A 19284-nucleotide genomic window follows, 5' to 3' on the forward strand; every position below is an offset into this window, starting at 1 on the left:
GCCCACGCCAAGCCGATGGAATCCCGTGAATCCAATGGAGCGACTCGTTATAGTGTCCCGATATTGTCTTGTATGGCATTCACACTCAGGCATGGTGGCACGACATGGAGCGCGACTCAAGGCCAAACCCGAAACCCCCGATCCTGGCCTTTGCCCCCCATCCCTGGGACAATCACTGGTTGAGCCGGCAGCAACTGCTCTCCCGTCTGGCCCGTCGGGGATGGCCGGTGATCTACAGTCACGGACCGTTGAACTGGTGGGAACGTCACGCCCGCCCATGGCAACAGGCGTCGTGGTTCGGCTCCATCGAAAACCGGGAGTGCGGGGTCGGGGTGGATCGTCCGGGCCGTTGGCCCTGTTTGTGGGACAAGTGGCCGGTCTGGAATCAGGGGGTGATGGCCCTGCACGCCGCACGCCTGTTGCGCGCCGCGCTTCCCCATGGCGGAAAACGCATCGTCATGCTGTTTCATCCCATGTTCGAGCCGTATCTGCGCTGGCTCAAGCCCGACTGGACCGTCTATCATGTGTATGATGTCTATCGTCTGATGGACGACTGGTCCCCGGCCAAAGCCGACATGGAGGCCCGACTGGTGGCCCGGGCGGATCTGATCACCGCCTCTTCTCCGGGCATGGCGCTGCAACTGCCCAATCCCGGCCCGCAGCGCGCCCGACCGCTACCCAACGGGGCGGACGCGGTTCGCTTCGCCTCGACGGATCAGGCCCCCTGCCCGGCGGATCTGGCCACCATCCCCACTCCCCGCATCGGTTATGTGGGCAACATCAATCCCAAACTCGACTTGGAGATGATCACCAGCGTGGCGGATCGCCATCCGGATTGGCATTGGGTCTTTCTGGGACCGGTCTACATGAACAGCCCGAGGGAGCGGGACCGGGCGGCCAAGGCGGCCTGGGAACAGTTGCGACAACGCCCCAACATCCATTATCTGGGTCTGAAATCCCGGGAAGAACTGCCCGCGTATGTGGTTCACATGGATGTCAACATCATCGCCTACAAAATCGCCCGGGTCGAAGAGGGCTCACCGGAAGATTGGGTGGTGCATGGTTATCCCACCAAACTGCATGAATATCTGGCCACGGGAAAACCCGTGGTGGCAGCGCCCCAACACGCACTGCTGGAGTTCACCGATGTGGTCCGGATCGCGGCAGAGCCAGACGCCTGGGAAACCGCCCTGGCCGAAGCCATTGGGGGTCAGGGGGTGGGCACACCCGCCACCCGTCGCGCCCGCGCCCTGGAAAACACCTGGGACAGCCGGGTGGAGCGACTGGAAACTTGGCTGGAGGCGTTGTGCGACAATCGGAGTTGAGTTCCTCCCGGGCACGCCCCCTCAATCCAGCAGATCGCCTGCCGGCATGGTCTTGCGAATGGCGGCGCGTACCATCTCATTGCCAAAGGTGATGAAGCGTCGCGTTCCCCGTTCCACCACCTTGAGCAGTCCCGCCTGATCCAGATGGAAGACCACCGCCTCGGTGGCCTGAGAATCCCCATGGAGATTCCAGGCCAACACCTGCTCCATGGCGACTTCCGCATGGCTGGCCGCCAGGGCGCGCATCACTTTCCAATCCATGCCCACCAGGGCGTGCAACCGTTCCATCACCATGCACAGCAAGGATTCCGGAAACAGATCATGGGAGTGGATCTTCTCCTGAAGGGCGGATTTTTTCATGCCGGCCAAATGGTTGGCAATCTCCACCGCAAACAGGGGCACCCCCCGACTCCACTCCAGCAACAGATCGATCTGCAAGGCGTCGAGTCGTTTGGCCACGGGCATCTGTTTCAAGAGTCGCAGGATCTCCCGGTTGGGCAAACGCATCAACGACAGCATGTGAATGGCAGGTTGATTGGCCAAAGTGCGCAACTCCGCCTTTCTCCCCGCGCCCAGCAACCAGACATGGCTGCCGTTCAGACGATGGGCCAGACCCGGCAACAACAGTCGGGTACACGGATCCATCCATTGCAAATTATCCAGATACAACACCACCGCCCCCGGGGACGAAGGCATCACCCCAACCAAAAAATCCAACAACTCCTCATACAGCGCATCCCCGGGCTGCATGCGGGGCAATGGCTCCACCTCCCGGATCCAGGCGAGCAACCGTTTGCCGCTCCGGTTGAGGGGGGCGGGCAGAAGATTCACCCACACCTCCACCTGCTCCCAGCGTTGCGCCGGCGTCAAGCCGGGATCGGTTCTGGCCAGACTCTCCAAAACCGGCAAAAACGGATGCAACGGCACCTGTCGCACCACCGTGTGACAAGTACCGATCAACCAGCGGGTATCCTTGCGGGTCGCAGTCTCCAATTGCAACTGTTGCACCAGCCGGGTTTCACCGAATCCCGCCTCTCCCACCACCAGGGTGGTCTCCGAGTCGCCATTCAACGCCTTGGCCAATCTGCGATGCAACTCTTCGAGTTCCGTATCCCGCCCCACAAAATGGGGATCCAGGGTCCAATCCTCCCCAGCGAAGACATGACCCGCCAACGCTCCGCACCCTGGAAACAAAGAAGAAAGCACCCCATGGCGCACAAACAGACGGCCCAACTCCCGCCCGGTTTCCGCCGACAGTCTGATCCCGTGACCAATGGTCACATGAGGCGTATCACCGCTTTCCGGCAGGACCAGTTCTCCCTGGATGGTGGTGGTTTTTCCATCCGAGCAGGTGATCACCGGCACGGAATAGATGGTGATCTCCACCGGGGGATGATCGGGGAACAGTCCGGACCACTCCGGATCCAACGACTCCACCACCATGCTCGCGCAACAGACCGCCCGCAAGGGGTCGTCCTCGCGCATGAAACGGACCCCGAACAGCAGCAGCGGACCTTCGATGCTGCCTTGCACCACCCCCTCGAAACGACGCGCCGCCTGATCGCACACCTCCCGGATGTGACGGTTGAAGCGATTAAACCGCTCGCCCCCGAGCCGATGCACCAACTCCCGGACCAAACGGGGTCGGATCTGCACACAGTGCATGGGTTGCAACGCGGCCAAGGAGATGCTGGCCTTGACCGGAGCATGACTCCGCACCGGTTCATCTTCTTTCAAGGAGGTCAAGAAAAAGGACTCCTCTTCGGCACGGGTGACCAGTTGAGCCGCCTTGGTCCGGTTGTTGACCTTGAGACGCCGGAAAATCTCCACCAGATGCTGTTTGACCGTGCCATCGGAAATGTCGAGCCGTCTGGCCACCTCCTTGTTGCTGCATCCGGTCTGGATGAGCTTGAGGATTTCGATCTGGCGCTTGGTCAAAGGCAATGGGTCCATGGTGATTCCCCGATGCTGCGTTCATGGCTCATGGATGGGCAGAAAAGTAACCTTTCAATGACTCCCAGATGGACAGGAATCCCTGCATCGTGGAGATGTGCCGCTCCGGACGGGTCAAGGGATTCAGGATATACGACAGGATGGAACGGCGGCCGGAAATGATATCCGCATCGGCTTTCATGCCCGGCAGAATGGCCCGCCCCGCCCCCGGATCCCCGACGAAAGGACGCTCGGGCTTGACGATGCCTTTATAGGCCACATTGCCCTCCGCATCCATCTGGGTAAACGGAGAGATGGAGATCAGACGACCTTCGACTCCGCCGAACCGATTGAATTCATAGCTGGTCACCCGGATGGCCACCTCCTGTCCGGCCCGGACATATCCCATATCCTTGGGAGAGATGTTGAGGGCCAATTGGAGATCATCGGCCAGGGGGACAATCTCCATCAGCACATCCCGAGGACTGAACACCGAACCCAGGGTCCACACCCGGGAGTCTTGCACCCGCCCCTCGATGGGGGCATGGACATCCAGATTGTGTTTCCGGTCCACCTGACGTTCGAGCAGGGTCTTGACCTGGGAAATCTCGTTTTGAATGGTGCCAAGCTCCTGATTGGCCTGATTGCGCAATTCTTTTTCGTACAGTCCCTTTTTGGCCAGCACCTCTTCCAAGGCGCCCTGGTTTTGTTTGATCTGGGCCAGAAGGGTTTTGCTTTTGCCTTCGCTGTCGAGGTAAACCCGCTGGGACTCCAGTTGGGACAGCCGGGAGACCAGCCTTTTTTTGCCCAGATTGTCCTGCAAGGCCATCAGATCGGCGTTGACCGCCACATTTTTTTCCATGTTCCGCAGGTTCTGGGTGGCCAGTTCGATCTCGGTGCGTTTTTGCTGAATCTGGGTTTCAAAGACCCACAAACTTTTCTGGAGCACCTGTTTTTGGGTATCGAGCAACGCCCGCTGCTCCCGGACCACATCGGCGTACTTGGCGGGAATGCCGGAAAAATCGGGTTCCGTTCCCTTGAGAAAGGCCTCCTGACGAATGGCCCGGGCCTTGAGTCCCATCAACCGTGCCTCTACCTGCCGTTCTTCGGCATCGGTGCCGCTGTTTTTCAGACGAACCAGCAAAGCCCCCTTGGAGACCACCTGACCGTTGACCGCATGAATCTCGGTGACAATTCCCCCTTCCGGCGGATGAATGCGTTGCACCCCCTGGATGGGCAAAAACTCTCCGGAGGCCTTGACCGCCTCGTTGACCTGAATGGTGGCGGTCAGCCACAACAAAAACACCGTCAGAAACAAGGTGCCAGCCAGAATCGCCTTGACCTGCCAGGAGACACCGGTCTCCTCCAGGATATGGGCTTCGCTGAGATGTCTGGAAAAACGATTCTGCAACATAAGCGTCCTCGAAAGTCAAACCATCCAGGGACTAGACAAACGACCTGGGCAACAATTTTTCCACCTCGCCCGGAGGAGCGGCGGCGCGCAGATAGCCCCGATCCAGATAAAGCACAAAATCAGCCATTTTCAGATGACTGGGCCGATGGGTGACGATGAAAACCGTGGTTTTGCCACGCATCTCCTCCACCGCCTGACGGAACAGGGCTTCGCTTTTGGCGTCCATGTTGTTGGCCGGTTCGTCAAACAGCATGATGGAACAGTTTTTCAGCAGGGCGCGGGCCAAAGAGAGCCGCTGCTTGAAGCCCGCCGACAGTTGATCGCTGCGGCTGTCTTGGAGGCGGGTATTGAAACCCGCCGGCATCTGGAGGATCTCCTCCAGCAATCCGGCGCGGGCGGCGGCGGTGTGCAACTCTTCGTCGCTGGCCTCGGGACGGACCAGACGCAGATTCTGGGCCACGGTGCCAAAAAACACGTCACACTGCTGGGGCAGATAACCGATGGCGTGGCGCAACTGCAAGGCGTTGATCTGGCGGATGTCGTTGTTGTCGATGAGTACGCTGCCGGCCTGGGGATCGTAGAGTCCGAGGATCAGTTTGATCAAGGTGGACTTGCCCGAGCCATTGGAGCCGATCACCGCCACCACCGAACCGGGGGGCACACGAAAGGTGACACCCACCAGGGCGGGTTCGGCGTCGTTGGTGTAGCGGAAGGAGACCCGGGCAAAGGCGATCTCCCCCTTGAAATCCTTGCGGGCGGTATGGACCTGCCCATACCCCCGTTCCACCTTGAGTTCCATCAGGCGGTCCAGCTGCGTCACGCTGTTGGAGATGCTGACGATCTTGTTGATGCCCAGAAAGAACGTCTGCAACGGCGACAGAATCCGCCAGGTGATCAGCATGGAGGCGATCACCGCGCCGGTATTCTGGACATCAGCCGCCACCACGGTACGGGCGGTATCGTTCATGACCGCGACTCCCGCCAGCATGGTGAGGAGTCGCGCCACGGTGGTCATGTGGTTGGAGATGGTCGCGAGTTGAAACGAAGCCAAAGTCGCCTTGCCGGACAGATCCCGGAACCGATCAAACCAAATCTCCTCCGAATGGGTGCTTTGAATGGTCTGGATGCGGCTGAGGGCCTCGGTGAGAAAGGCCTGAAGCTGAGAGTTGTACTGGGACGACAGGGCGGAACGTCTCTGGATCACCGGCATCAACGCCAGGGCCACCACCACCATGGCCACGATCAACAGCACCATCAGACCGATCACCTTCGGGCTGACGAAGCTCAAGACGATCAGGTACAACACGGTGGTAGGGATGTCGTAAAGCAGCATGGACAGCGGTCCGGTCAAAATCTCCCGGACCACTTCCAGGGAGCGGAGACGGGACACCTGATTGCCCGCCGAGATCTGCTCGGTGAGGCTGGAGGGCAGCCCCAGAATCTGGTTGAGGATGACGCTGCTCAAGGCCCGTTCCAGCTTAGTGCCGATGTAGGCCAACAGATGAAGACGGTGAACCCGCAACGCCCCATCGATCAGCAACGCCAGGATGGTGCCCACCAGCATGACCACACCAGTGGAAATCGATCCGGTGGGAATCACCCGATCATAGACCACCATGACATAAATCGGCATGGCCGAAGCCATGATGTTGCCAATGATGGTGATGCCCATCAGGTTCCAGACCAGGGAGCGGAACAAGGACAACTGGGAACGCACCCAGCTTTGTGGCAACAACACGGTCTGCTGCTGGGAAGAAAAGAAGAATGCGGTTCCTTTGCCCTGCAAATCGGTTTCGGTCTGCTGCCCGGTTTCCCCATCCAGAATCAGCATCCGGGAACGTTTTTTCTTTTCCAGCACCACCACCATGCGCCCGCTGTCGAAGGCAAACAGGAATGGCGCCAAGCGGGCATCGATGTTCTGGACCCGGCCACGATCCATTTTATGCTTGAAATTCAAATTGGCCATGATGTTGCACAATCCGGTCAGATCCAACTGATCCAACAGATGGGGCAAAGACTCGGCCAGTTGTCGACCGGTCCCGCGCCATTGCAACCCCTCCAGCAGTCCACGCAGACACCAGGTGAACCGGTTGGTGGTGGGGATGCTGTCCATGTAGTCATGCCAATCGGCGAACTGTCCCCCCTGGGTGGAAAGATTATCGGAAGGCAAAAGTTCCGACTCCGTCTCCCGGACGGTCTGGGTGGTGGCCACGGCGGCAGGGGAGATCTCTTCGGGTGGAGCGACCCCTTCCCCGACCGGAACGGCGGGTTGGGGCGGATTCAAGGCGTCCATGAAATGGGCCAGGGGCGCGAGGGCGCCATCCTGGAATTGATAACAACGATCCGTGATCCGCAGCAGCGATGGGCGCTCCGAGACCAGCAGGAGGGTGGTATTGCCCTTCAGTTGCTCCAGATAGTTGCGCAACAGGATGTCGCCCACCGAGTCGATGGCGGTATTGGCTTCGTCGAACAACAAAATCTTGGGCTGCTTGACCAGAATGCGGATGATGGCGATACGCTGGATCACACCGGCGGGCAAAATATCCGACACGCCCTCGCCAATGGGGGTTTGATATCCTTTGGGCATGCGGGCCACAATGGCGTCCAGACCCAGTTCCGCCGCGATGCTCAAAGCCAGCTCGTTGCGGGATTCGTCGAACAGGGTGAGATTTTCCAGCAGGGTGGCATTGAACAGCACCCCGGTCTGGGGCACGTAACCGATGGCGTCGTGTAGATGAACCGGCAGGGAGCTGCGATTCTTGCCATCCACCAGCACCGCCCCCTCGCTGGGCATGACCGCGCCGGAGATGAGTTTCAGCAAGGTGGTCTTGCCTTCCCCGCTTTTGCCGATCAGACCGACGCACTCTCCGGGTTTGACCTCCAGGGAGAGATTTTTCAAGATCACCAGATCACCGCCAACCCGACAGGTGACATTCTGGAGTTCGAGGGCGCCTTCCATCTGCTCGAACCCGCTGGACTCCTCGGCGAGGGGACGCTGGGGCAGGGTGAAAAGTTCCAGGATCTGCTGTTTGGCCAGGCGGGTGGACTGCAAACGGGTCCAGCCCCGCACCAGGGTTTGCAGGGGTTGCAGAATGCGTCCGGAAAGCATGGTGCAGGCGGCCAGACCACCGGTGGTCATGTCGCCGTGGATCACCTCGATGGCGCCCAGTCCCACGATGACGGCGGTGGTGGTTTGACCGGCAAACGATGAAAAGGCCGGAATCAGTCCACCCCGGAAAATGATGTCATAGGTGTGCCGCAGACTGGAAAGCTGCAACATTTCGTAGCGGCGCAGCATCAGGGGTTCCATGGCCAGGGATTTCACGGCATGGATGCGGCTCAAGGTTTCGGTGATGAAACTGAAGCGCCGTTGGTTCACCTTCAAGTCGGTGTCGAGGGTCTGACGCAACCGCTCGCCCATCACCGTGGAAAAAACCGAAATGATCACCACCGTGAACACCGGCACCAGCACCAAGATGCCGCCGATCTTGTAGATCATGAACAGAAACAATAAGAAAAATGGCAAATCGAACAGGGCGATCATCGCCTGTCCGGAGTACAGTTCGCCAATGGTATGGATGGCGTTCATTTGTTCCAGATACTTGGCCCCATCCACCCGCTCGAACTCTCTGGGTTCGGCGAACAGCAGACGCCGCAACACGCGACAACTGCCCCGGTGAATGAAGCGGGCGCCGATCCAACCCACCACATGGGAGCGCAATGTCTGGATGGCGCTTTCCACCACCAGGGCCACCAGCACGGTGATCACCAGCATGGACAGGGTGTTGACCGCCTGATTCGGAATGATCCGGTTGAAAACCTGCATCAGCAGCAAAGGCACCATCAAGCCCAACAGGTTGATGAGCAGTGAGGTAACCCCCAACACCACCACCGTGCTGAACTTCCCGGCCCCTTCCGGAAGACCTCGGATATCTTTCGGCATCTGTTTTCCAAACGACCATGGCCACCCCCCGGATGAGGAGGCGTTTTGATTAATGTTCTTTGAACGCGTCATGGACAGTATTGAACACCGGTTTCCAGAGAATTTCGATAACCCGACGTTGATCCAGGGTGATGTCCACCTGGGCCAGCATGCCAGGAAGGATGGGATTCTTGCCGGGCTCCTCCCCGAGGTAGGCTTTTTCCAGCGTGATGATTCCCTTGTAATAGGCCTGCTTTTTCTCATCGAGCAGGGTACTGGGTGAAACCGAAGTCAGCGTGCCAAGAACACGTCCGAAATAGACGAACGAATAACTGCTCAATTTGATGGCCACCGGCGAGCCGACGCGGACACGGCCCACATCCTGAGGCGAAATGTGGACTTCGATCTGCATGTTATCGGCCATGGGGACAATTTTGGCCAGCACTCCACCGGGGGCGATGACCTTAGAGGTGATGTTCACCTCCTGGGCGATGCCCGCCACAGGAGCGCGGATTTCCAGACGGGCCGACCGGTCCACCATTTCGAGACGCTGTTCCCGGACCTGGGCCAATTCGTTGGTCACGCTGGTCAACTCGTCGTTGGCCATCCGCTGGGCATCGGCGTCCACCTGATTGAGACGACTGGTGGCTTCGGCGATGGCGCCCCGAATATTTTCGATCTGCTTGTTGATGCGTTTCACCTCCCCCTGGGCGGTTTCGCTCGCCTTGAGGGTTTCCAGGTAGACGATGCGGGAGACCGCCTTTTTCTCCAGCAGAGTCTTGCGGATTTCCAGCATGTTGGCCGTGAGGGCGACCTGACCCCGGGCGGTATCCAGGGCGGTCTGAAGGGATTGCATTTCGGATTGGCGCTGGTCGATCTGGGCATGGATGACCTGCTTGTTGTTTTCCAAAGAGAGCACCTGATCGGCATACACCTGACGCTGCCCATCGGCCAACCCCTTGAACCGTTCAGGAATTCCCGAAAAATCAGGTTGTTCTCTCCGTGCGAACGCCCGGGCGCGAATCCCACGCGCCTGCAAGCCGGCGATCCGGGCATCCACCTGTTCCAACTCGGCGTTGACCTGGGTACCATCCATGCGAAACATCACCTGACCCGCCTCCACCAGGGTATTGTCCCGCACCTTGACTTCGCCGATGATCCCCCCCTCCAGATGCTGCACCACGTGTACCGATCCGGTGGGAATCACCTGACCCGGAGCATGGGCCACCTCTTGCAATTTGGCCAAAAAAGACCAAAGCAGCAACGGCAGAAAAGCAAGCAGGACAATTTTCCAGGTATCGGCGATCAAGGCGGGCGCGGCCACATCCCGATCATTACCCATGATCTCCAAGGGACGGATATGAGTCGGAATGGGTTTGGTGGGAAAAATTTTCATGCTCTAGTCGTATGCGCTGGAAAAGTTCTGGAATTATCCCTCATTGATACGAGTGTTCATCAATACTCACTCCATCTGTATAATGGTATAGAAAAAGCAAGATAGCAAGGATTCGACCCAACGCCCCTTGACAAAAGCATTCGGATTGATCATCAAGAGCCGTTATTGCATATCAGGGCATAACCATTACCCATTTAATGAAAGAGAGACATTCCATGCCCCGTTTGATTGAACTGAACCTGGAACGGGCTCAGGCCATGATCCAACGATTCACGCCAGAAATGCGCATGGTACATTCTCTGGGAGGGGGCAGTTTTGGACAGGTCTTCCTGGTCGAAGACGATTTCTCCCAAGTGGCGGTAAAGATCATTCCCTTGAAAATACGGGGCAAGGAAGACGCGGAAGAAAACCACGAGTGGCGACAACTGACCAGCCATTGGCAACGACTCAACCATGCCAGTCTGGTGAGAATCCGCAGCTTCCACGAAGCCATCGAACCGGACCCCGCCGCGTCGATCAAGTCTTATGGACTGATCTACATGGATTTCTGGCCGATCAGTCTCTACGATTTCATCAAACGGCTCAAGCGGGAAAACGCCTTCACCCCGACACGCAAACGACAATTGTTGCTCAATCTGGCCACCCTGCTGCATCGTCTGCTGGCGGATACCGGCCTGATCGTCACCGACTTGAAATTGGAAAACATCCTGGTGGCCTCCCGGGATCCCGGCCCCATGGATCTGGCCCTGATCGACATGGGGGGGATATGCGAGGCCCGGGTGGCGGATTATTACCGGGTGATCACCACGGATTTCTACATGGCCCCGGAACTGCAAAATCACAGCGTCACCCGCATCGACGCATCGATTCTCCAATTCAGTTTCGGTCTGGCGGGTTATTACATCCTGGAAGGCCGCTGGCCCGTGGCGGAATACGACTATCTGAAGCCTTTGCTGATCAAACTGCGTCAGCAGGAAGGCTTGAACTGGTCTGAAGAGGTGGCCACCGGCATGCCGGGATGCGTGACCATCATCGAACGCTGCCTGAAAGAAAACCGGGAGGAACGTTTCCCGGATCTGGGGGCGCTGGTGGAAGCGATCCGCGCCGACCAGGAGAACCGGGAGCAGACACAACGCCAAACCGCCATCCGGGCCATTCAGGAAAACGGCCCGCGACTGCCCAAAAAAGGTCCGCCTTCCCCCTGGCGGGAACCCGTGACCGGCATGGAGTTCGTCTGGATTCCTCCCGGAGGGTTCGACATGGGACAATCCCCGGAAGAAAACGCCCAGTTGCACCGGGAAAACGATGAAAAGGCCTTCGAGAAATGGTTCGCACGGGAATTGCCCCGTCATCGGGTGCTGCTGGATGGTTTCTGGATGGGCCGCTGGCCGGTGACACGGGAACAATTCAGCCGTTTTGTGGAAGAGAGCCTGCATCTGACCGATCCGGAACGCCTCCAGTCCGCCGCCCGCGGCCAAATCCGCATGCAATCCCAAATCGACTGGCACACCTGGAAAAAAACCCGTTATCCTCAAAACGACACCCATCCAGCCATTCATGTGAGCTGGTTTGACGCGCAAGCCTGCGCCGATTGGCTGTCGCAACGCACGGGACTGCGCTTCGCGCTCCCTTCCGAGGCCCAATGGGAGTACGCCTGCCATGGCGGCGGCAATGCCCCGTTCCACTTTGGCCACGTCATCACCACCGAACAGGCCAATTACGACGGCAGTGTGATCTACGGAGCCGGCCAGCCGGGATCCCCCCGCAAGGGAACCACCCCCTGCGGCCAGTTTCCCGCCAATCATTACGGCCTGCACGACATGCACGGCAATGTCTGGGAGTGGTGCGAGGATCTGTACGATGGCAACTTCTACAACACCCCCGCCGCCCGGCAACGCAATCCGGTGCATCAAGGGCCACTCGGCTACCGGATTAAACGGGGGGGATCCTGGCGCTCTCCCCCGGCCCTGGTGCGCGCCGCCTATCGGGGAGGCACCTATCCGGATATCGGCAAGGACGACATCGGGTTCCGGCTGATCCTGACCCCCGGCGAAGAGATTCTTCAAAGCTCTGGCAAAAAGGAACACAAAAAATGATTCCCCCGCCACGTCCCATCGAAGCCAACGATTATCCCGCCCTGGCCCGGTTCTGCGCATCATTTCCGGGAGAAAAACGGGAGGAGTCCTACTGGCTCGCCCGTTTCCACTTCTGGTGGGAGGAGAATCCCGCCTTTTCGACGGATTTCCCCCGAGGGGGTGTGCTGGAAAAAGAGGGCCAGTTGGGCGGAATGTTCGCCCTGATTCCCAGTCGGGTGCAATTCAATGGCCAGTCCAGAGTCGCGGCCAACATGAGTTGTTGGCGGGTGTTGCCCCACTTCCGGGGCCGCAGTCTCGCGCTGTTCCTGATGCTTCTGGAGCAGGCCAAGAATCATCCGGTATTCAACACCACCCCCACGCCGGAAGTGGAAACCATCCTGCATCGGGTGCCTTTTCTCCCTTTTGCCCAGGGGATCCAAACCGAAAGCGTGTGGATCTCCCGCCCCCGGGAAAGCGGTTGGTGGGAAGGGGTCAAACGGATCTGCCAGATCTCCTGGAACTGGTCCCCCCGTCCCGCATCCCGGCCCCTGCCGCTGGCGGTGGTCCAGACTCTGGCGCAACAAAACCGACAGATGACCCGCCTCCGGCACGCCATGGCCCAGGCCGGCACATTGGCCGTATGCGCCGCCATCGGACCAGCCTTCGACCGTCTGTGGCAACGCACCGGCCATCATCAAGCCTTGACCAATCTCCGCACCGGTCCCGCACTGGAATGGTACCTGAATGCCAATCCCAATCCCGGTCGTCCCCTGTTGCTCACCCATGAAAAAAATGGCGAACTCCGGGCCTTCGGACTCTTCGCACGCCGACCCAGCCCCCATTGGCCGGACCGGGAACATCTCTATGCCCTGGATGTGTGGGCCGAACCCTCCTGGGAGGAGCATCTGTTGCCCCTGTTGGGCTTTGCCTTGCAGCACGCCCGCGAAGCGGACATTCCAGTGCTGCGCATTCCCCACTATCACCCGGAACTGACCCGACTGTGCGCCGGTATCGGTCTGACCCGCCCCCTGCCCAAACCCCTCACCTGTTATTACCTGCCCCCCGCAGGGGAGTCCCCCCCGGATCCGGCGACCATGCGCCCCAGCCGCAACATGGGGGACTATGGCTGCTGAAGGGTGTGGCCATCCCATTTCTGTTCCACCAAAGCCACCAGAGCGGCCACGCTTTCCACCGGAACCAGTTCCGCGAGGCTGCAACGGATGGCAAAACGGTTTTCCGTGGCGCTGATCAAGGCCATGTGGCCAACACTGTCCCAGGCCGGCACCTGAGCCATGGTCAACGACTCCGTGACCGGCAGGGCGGGATCCTGGAACACCTCGCGCAGGATCGATTCCAACTGCCGCAAAATCGTTTGTTTCACCGGTTGCTCCTTAATCTTTAGAGTGACGAGAAAATACGGAAACCGGAACGATTCAGCCCCTCCCGCACCGATTCGGGCCACTGGCCGAACTCCGTGCCGTGCTGGGCCAGAAAGGCGAAGGCCAACCGTTCCAGCCCGAAACCGATGCATCCGGAGTGGGCGAACCGCCCATCGGGCAGGGTGATGCCCATGTGACGACCAAAAAAATCTTGATGATAATTGCGGGAACCGGCGGCCAATGTCCCTTCCTTGAAAGGCAACCGGGCGCGATATTCGTATTTCAGGTCATAGATGTTCTGAAACCCCGACTGGGCGCCAAACTCGCGGATGAAAAACGGATCCGTGGCATTTTCGAGCCGATAAGCCAGACCCCACTCGGCCAGCAAGGCATGCAGGGCGGTTCCGGCCCGGGTCAGGGACTCTTTCACCCGGGGCGCGGACCCCACAAAAATCACCTCCCACATGGTGAATCCCCACAACCGTTCCAGGCTGTGCATGTTGATGGATTCGTACCGGAAACAGTGCCCCTGGGCCGTGGCCACCACGGGATCCCGGGGCAAGGTACGGTTGGCCAGAAACAGATAAAAATGATGACACACCGTGGGAGCCAGAATCTGACGAATCCCGGAAAGCGCACCCTCGGGGGGATGGATCGTCCCATCCCGGCAGACGGTTTCCGCGGCAAACCGTTCCACAATCTCCAAATCTTCGCGCAAATGGGAGGCAAAACTCAAGGAGTGGGGAAAGTTCTTGAAATATTGAATTTTCTCCAGGAAGGACGCCGGCACCATAGCGGGAAAACGATGCATTCCCGCCCCCTGGGAGAGTCCCACCTCAAACAGGCGGTTTTCAAAAAATCGACACAGGGAGGCCACCAACGGCCCCAGGGAAAACAAACCGGCATCGGTCTGGACCACTTCACCCCGGGCCAGCAGGGATTCCATGGGATCCACGCGGCAGCAAACCGGTCGATCCATATAATCCTCGACGATTTTGATCATGGGTTCACGGGTGGTCTCCACCAGCAGTCTGGTGGCCCGCTGCACCTTGCGGATCAGGGATTCTTTTTCGACGGCGTTCGGCTCGCGCCGCAAATGAAATCCCATCGCCCCGGAGGGATCCGGCGTGACCCGAACCACCAATTCATCCACATACGCCATCTTGGCATAAAGATCACCCAGCAGAAACCCCGGAACCTCCACCGGGGGATAAATGAGACAATAGGCCGATGGCATGCGTTTCACCCCTCGAAAACATTCGATAAACGGTTTTGCGGCAACGATTCCGCCGGAAACAGACCGGTCGGAATGACTATTTTCTGTCGATCGTGGGATCGGGTTCCGCCTCATCCAGATTGATCAACCCAGAACGACGCACCCGCACCCCGCCATCGGGACGCTGGCTGACCCGCAAAACCCGGGGAGCCAATTCGGGAAATACCACCTCCGGCCTGACCGCGAGGGATTTGCCATTGATCCGGGGCGCATCCACAAACCAGTCGAAAAAGGGCACCTGCCAGGAACTGGCCTTGGAAACACTTTGCAAGGAGTAGCTTTCGACCGAAATTTTCAATTTTTTGGTCAAACGGAAAAACGGGCCGGGAAAGCGCAAAGAGCCAATTTTCTCCTCCCGTTTGGCGGTATCGGCCTGATGGATCACCGCCATATCCAGCCACACATGGCCCCCGTCCCCCTTGTCGGCCCGGGTGGTCAGACGCAAGGCCATGGGACCGGACTCCAGAGTGAGGGGCTTGCGGACGCTGACAAAACGGCCTTCGTAATCCCCGATCTCATGAAATCCCCCTTCCACCATTTGCAGATCGTTGGGATCCTGGGACTCCCAACGGGAGAAAATCCCCCCCACCCCATGATCCTTGCCCTTCAGTTTCAGATTGGTTTGCAGGCCGAAATAAAACTTGATGTCGTTGATGGCCGAATAGAATTGATAATAAAGAGGGTGCCCCTCGGGTTTGAGGGTAGGATCGAAGCGCATGGGCAAGATGAGTTCGGAAATCTCCTCCCCGGAAATCTGCCAGGGATAGTTGAGATAGACATGATGCCAACAACAGGTGCCTTTTCTCCCCGGGTTGTCCTTGTCGGCAAACTGCAAATAGCGGGTGGCCTGATGCAGTCCCAAAAGCGCGGTGGCGCTCTTTTCGATCCCCTGACCCGAGGCGGAAAGCGGGTGGGAAAGAACCGGGGTGGACTCCCCCGCAGGGGTCAGGAAACGGGTTTCCACCTGCTCCTGAAAACCCCGGGGGACACAATGGGCATGCACCACCCGCCCCTCCCGATCCACCCCCGAAACCGTCTTGCGACTGACCTCCCCCAGGCTGTTGGTCCGCACGATGAGCAGATCCGCCGGATCGAACCCCACCACACGAAAAAATTCCTCGATCAAGAGCTTGTCGTTTCCGCACCGCGCATGCTCCACCAGCCGGACCTTTTCCAGCGTGGCCGCCGGAGCCACGGCACCGCGGGCATCCAGAGCGGACACCACCCCGGGCCGAACCATCAGGCTCACCCCGACCAGGAAAAAAACCGCCCTCAGACGCGACACGCAAAAAAATCGATTCACCGGCCTCCCCGATCATGGATGGTGCGCCACAAAACCGGGTCAACCATATCACCAGCAATGGTTTCCTTCAAGCCGAACCTCATGGTAGCATACATCAGCAAACACCATTGAACAGCGCATGAACGCTCACGACCCATCAGACCACACACACATGTCCAATCAAGCCGCCATTCAAGCCTTGCATCATGCTGTCAGTTCCAAGATTCTGGGACAAGAAACCCTGGTCAACCGCCTGTTGATCGCGCTGTTGGCCGACGGTCATCTGCTGGTGGAAGGGGCGCCGGGACTGGCCAAAACCCGGGCGATCAAAACCCTGGCCATGCATGTGGAAGGGGCATTCCACCGGATCCAGTTCACCCCGGATCTGTTGCCCGCGGACCTCACCGGCACGGAGATTTTCCGACCCCACGAAGGATCGTTCCAGTTCCAGCCCGGGCCATTGTTTCACAATCTGGTCTTGGCCGACGAAATCAACCGCGCTCCGGCCAAGGTACAGTCGGCCCTGCTGGAGGCCATGGGCGAACGCCAGATCACGGTGGGTCCCAAAACCTATCCCCTGCCGACCCTGTTTCTGGTGATGGCCACCCAAAATCCCATCGAACAGGAGGGTACCCATCCCCTCCCCGAAGCGCAACTGGACCGGTTCTTGATGCTTACCCGCATCGGTTACCCGTCCGCCGGGGTGGAACGGGAAATCCTTCATTTGGTGCGGGAGGAGGCCAAACAGGAAGGCCGGGGCGAGTCGCCCCAACTGACCCAAAAAATTCCCACCGAGACCCTGTTGGCCGCCCGGCGCGACGTGTTGGAGCTGCACATGGCCGAAGCGGTGGAAAACTACCTGCTGCATCTGATTTTGGCCACCCGCGCACCGGAAAAATACAGTCCGGAGCTTGCCGGCATCGTGCAATACGGCGCCAGTCCCCGAGCGACCATTGCCCTGGACCGCTGCGCCAAGGCCCATGCCTGGCTGGCGGGACGCAGCTTCGTCACCCCGGAGGATGTGCGCACCCTGGCCCCGGACGTGCTGCGCCATCGGCTGATTCTCACCTTCGAGGCCGAAGCCCGGGGGGAAACGCCGGACAGTTTCATTCAACAGTTGCTGCGCCGGGTGCCCGCGCCGTGAACGCCGCACCCAACCCGAACGCCCCCTTGCTGGCGCTTGAAGAGTTGATCGCCTTGCGCCACGGGGCCAAGGGCATCAAGGCCCCGCCCCGCCGGGTCTTCTCCGCTTTGGAAGGCGGTTATCGTTCCCCGTTCAAGGGCAGGGGCATGGAGTTTGCCGAAACCCGGGTCTATCAGCCCGGAGACGAAATCCGCCACATGGAGTGGCGGGTCACCGCCCGCACCGGCAAGCCCCACGTCAAACTCTTCCGGGAGGAGCGGGAACGGGCCGTGCTGGTGTGGACCGATTGCCGTCCTCCCATGTTTCACGCCACCCGGGGACGCTTCAAGGTGGCCCAGGCCGCCCTGGCCGCGACCCTGGTCGCCTGGAGCGCCGTCTTGCGGGGGGATCGGCTGGGAGGCTTGATCTTCTCCGAACAACAACACCGGGAATTGCGCCCCATGCGGGGGGATCGGGCCGCCCTGGAACTGATCCGGGAGTTGCTCCGGTTCACCGGTCAGCCTGCCGGGTCGTCTGCCCCATCCCCGTCACAGCCGCGCCCGGCCCCGATCCAACCCCTGAACCATGCCCTGCTGCGTCTGCGCCGGGTGGTGCTGCCGGGAAGCTCGGTGTTTTTGTTCAGCGACTTCCGGGGGGTGGACCAGACCGATCAGGCCCATCTGGCCCGCATGGCCCAACACAATCAGGTGACGCTGTTTTTCATCCACGACCCCCTGGAGCGTGCCCTTCCCCCACCCGGCGGACGTTATCCCCTGGCCGCCAGCGGTTCCGGCCTGTCCCGACTGCTGAATGTGGACGATCCCCGCATCCGTCAGGCCCACGCGGCCCGCTTCGTCGTGCGGCAGGAGGGTCTGCGGGCGCTGTGCCGCTCCATCGGCGCCCATTTCATCTCCTGTTCCACCGAAGATGACGCCCCGGCCCTGTTGCGTCACCACCTGGGAACGGTCTTCCCATGACCCCCCCCGACGCCCCCCTGCCCTTGCGGGATATCCATCTGCCGGATCCCATCTCCTGGTGGCCTCCGGCCTGGGGATGGTGGGCGGTCACCCTGACGCTGTTGCTGTTGATCGCCTCCTGGCTGCTGCTGCGTCACCGGATCAAACGACAGCGCCTCCGCGCCTCCGCCTTGGCGGAACTCTCCCGGATCCGCCAACGCCACGCCCTCCACCAGGATCCACGACTGCTGGCCACGGAACTCTCCGCCTTGTTGCGCCGGGTGAGTCTGCTGCGTCATCCCCGTCACGAGGTGGCCGGTCTGAGTGGGGAGGCGTGGTTGATCTTTCTGGATCGCGGGTTGCAGGATCGCGGGTTGCAGGGGTCGCCCTTTTCCCAGGGTGAGGGACGGGTGCTGATTTCGGCCCCCTTCGAGCCTGACCCCCGGGTCAACGCCGACGCGCTGCTTGAATTGTGCAAACACTGGATCCGGAACATCCCCCCGGATCATCGTCCATCCCGACACTCTCCACCTCCAGGACCGGAGCCACATCCATGACCGAATGGTTGCACGCCACGGATCGCCAAGGCCGTTTCGTCAAGACCGAAGAGCGGACCACCCTGCTCGCCGAAATCCGCGAACACTCCCGACGCCACGGGGATGCCAATCTGGCTGTGCCGGTGGTTCACATCATCCTGCTGACCAGCTCCGGTCTGATCCGGATGGTGCAACGGGGCGACAAACCGGAAAATCCCTTCATGTGGGACAAGTCGGTGGGAGGCCATGTGGTCACGGACAATCCCGCCCTGACCCGTCAGGACTTCGATGACAATGCCCGCAAGGAGATGCAAGAGGAGATCGGCGTCGAGGAGGTGTTGATCGCCAACGATGGCCTGGATTATCATCGACTGGTCCAATCCGGCGCCCACGATCCCCACACCCGCGCCATCATCCGCATGATCGATCACGACCCCTGGCAAGGCTCACTGAGTCGGGTGCGGGGGGGAGAACCCTGGCTCAAACGCCACAATGTGGTGGTTTACGTCGGAGTGTTCGATGGACCGTTTCGTTTCGTCGATGGGGAAGCCCTGGATCACCGTCTGATCAGCCGCGCCGAACTGATGGACGATCTGCTCGCCAATCCCTGGAACTATGCCGATGGCGCACGCATCTTCATGCAGAAATACTATCACCTGCTCCGCTAA

The 19284-nt window shown here is 59.7% G+C and carries 14 protein-coding genes; 7 read left to right on the forward strand and 7 right to left on the reverse strand.

Features of this window, described 5'->3' with window-relative positions:
* Window positions 1-104 precede the first annotated feature (104 nt).
* Entirely contained in the window at window positions 105-1325 is a 1221-nt protein-coding gene (locus HQL98_07380; protein MBF0271866.1) for a glycosyltransferase, read from the forward strand.
* 21 nt (window positions 1326-1346) lie between these two features.
* Here HQL98_07380 and HQL98_07385 read toward each other — a convergent pair whose 3' ends face one another.
* Genes HQL98_07385 through HQL98_07400 form a run of 4 tightly spaced genes read right to left on the reverse strand, consistent with a single transcriptional unit; the run spans window position 1347 to window position 9989 of the window.
* Complete coding sequence (locus HQL98_07385; GenBank protein MBF0271867.1) at window positions 1347-3278, reverse strand: AAA family ATPase; 1932 nt, start codon at window positions 3276-3278, stop codon at window positions 1347-1349.
* Between the two features lie 28 nt (window positions 3279-3306).
* On the reverse strand, window positions 3307-4671 hold the full coding sequence (locus HQL98_07390) for an HlyD family type I secretion periplasmic adaptor subunit (GenBank protein MBF0271868.1): 1365 nt from the start codon (window positions 4669-4671) through the stop codon (window positions 3307-3309).
* Window positions 4672-4702: 31 nt separating this feature from the next.
* The gene (locus HQL98_07395) at window positions 4703-8614 is read right to left on the reverse strand and encodes an ATP-binding cassette domain-containing protein (GenBank protein MBF0271869.1); all 3912 of its coding nucleotides are present in this window, start codon (window positions 8612-8614) and stop codon (window positions 4703-4705) included.
* A gap of 49 nt (window positions 8615-8663) precedes the next feature.
* On the reverse strand, window positions 8664-9989 hold the full coding sequence (locus HQL98_07400) for an HlyD family type I secretion periplasmic adaptor subunit (GenBank protein ID MBF0271870.1): 1326 nt from the start codon (window positions 9987-9989) through the stop codon (window positions 8664-8666).
* A gap of 215 nt (window positions 9990-10204) precedes the next feature.
* On the opposite strand from HQL98_07400, the gene HQL98_07405 reads away from it, so the two are divergent.
* Together HQL98_07405 and HQL98_07410 are read left to right on the forward strand one after the other, a co-directional pair.
* Window positions 10205-12085: an SUMF1/EgtB/PvdO family nonheme iron enzyme gene (locus tag HQL98_07405; protein ID MBF0271871.1), complete on the forward strand. Its 1881-nt coding sequence runs from the start codon at window positions 10205-10207 to the stop codon at window positions 12083-12085.
* Window positions 12082-13197 (forward strand): hypothetical protein, encoded by a 1116-nt coding sequence (locus tag HQL98_07410; GenBank protein MBF0271872.1) that lies wholly within the window; start codon window positions 12082-12084, stop codon window positions 13195-13197. Before HQL98_07405 ends, HQL98_07410 begins: the two co-directional genes overlap by 4 nt.
* On the opposite strand, the gene HQL98_07415 is transcribed toward HQL98_07410, so the two are convergent.
* The 3 genes from HQL98_07415 to HQL98_07425 all read right to left on the reverse strand — a co-directional run bounded on the left by HQL98_07415 (window position 13185) and on the right by HQL98_07425 (window position 16004).
* Window positions 13185-13445 (reverse strand): acyl carrier protein, encoded by a 261-nt coding sequence (locus HQL98_07415; protein ID MBF0271873.1) that lies wholly within the window; start codon window positions 13443-13445, stop codon window positions 13185-13187. The two genes, HQL98_07410 and HQL98_07415, sit on opposite strands and share 13 nt — an antisense overlap.
* A gap of 17 nt (window positions 13446-13462) precedes the next feature.
* Window positions 13463-14680, reverse strand: coding sequence for a hypothetical protein (locus tag HQL98_07420; GenBank protein MBF0271874.1), 1218 nt, complete (start codon window positions 14678-14680; stop codon window positions 13463-13465).
* 76 nt (window positions 14681-14756) lie between these two features.
* A complete protein-coding gene (locus HQL98_07425) occupies window positions 14757-16004 on the reverse strand; it encodes a hypothetical protein (protein ID MBF0271875.1) in 1248 nt (415 codons plus the stop codon).
* Window positions 16005-16173: 169 nt separating this feature from the next.
* On the opposite strand from HQL98_07425, the gene HQL98_07430 reads away from it, so the two are divergent.
* Genes HQL98_07430 through HQL98_07445 form a run of 4 tightly spaced genes read left to right on the forward strand, consistent with a single transcriptional unit; the run spans window position 16174 to window position 19284 of the window.
* Window positions 16174-17145 (forward strand): MoxR family ATPase, encoded by a 972-nt coding sequence (locus HQL98_07430; protein MBF0271876.1) that lies wholly within the window; start codon window positions 16174-16176, stop codon window positions 17143-17145.
* Window positions 17142-18101 (forward strand): DUF58 domain-containing protein, encoded by a 960-nt coding sequence (locus HQL98_07435; GenBank protein MBF0271877.1) that lies wholly within the window; start codon window positions 17142-17144, stop codon window positions 18099-18101. The genes HQL98_07430 and HQL98_07435 overlap by 4 nt, the downstream gene beginning before the upstream one ends.
* A complete protein-coding gene (locus HQL98_07440) occupies window positions 18098-18637 on the forward strand; it encodes a DUF4381 domain-containing protein (GenBank protein MBF0271878.1) in 540 nt (179 codons plus the stop codon). The genes HQL98_07435 and HQL98_07440 overlap by 4 nt, the downstream gene beginning before the upstream one ends.
* Complete coding sequence (locus HQL98_07445; protein MBF0271879.1) at window positions 18634-19284, forward strand: NUDIX domain-containing protein; 651 nt, start codon at window positions 18634-18636, stop codon at window positions 19282-19284. Before HQL98_07440 ends, HQL98_07445 begins: the two co-directional genes overlap by 4 nt.

The organism is Magnetococcales bacterium, assembly GCA_015231755.1.
GTDB lineage: Bacteria > Pseudomonadota > Magnetococcia > Magnetococcales > Magnetaquicoccaceae > Magnetaquiglobus.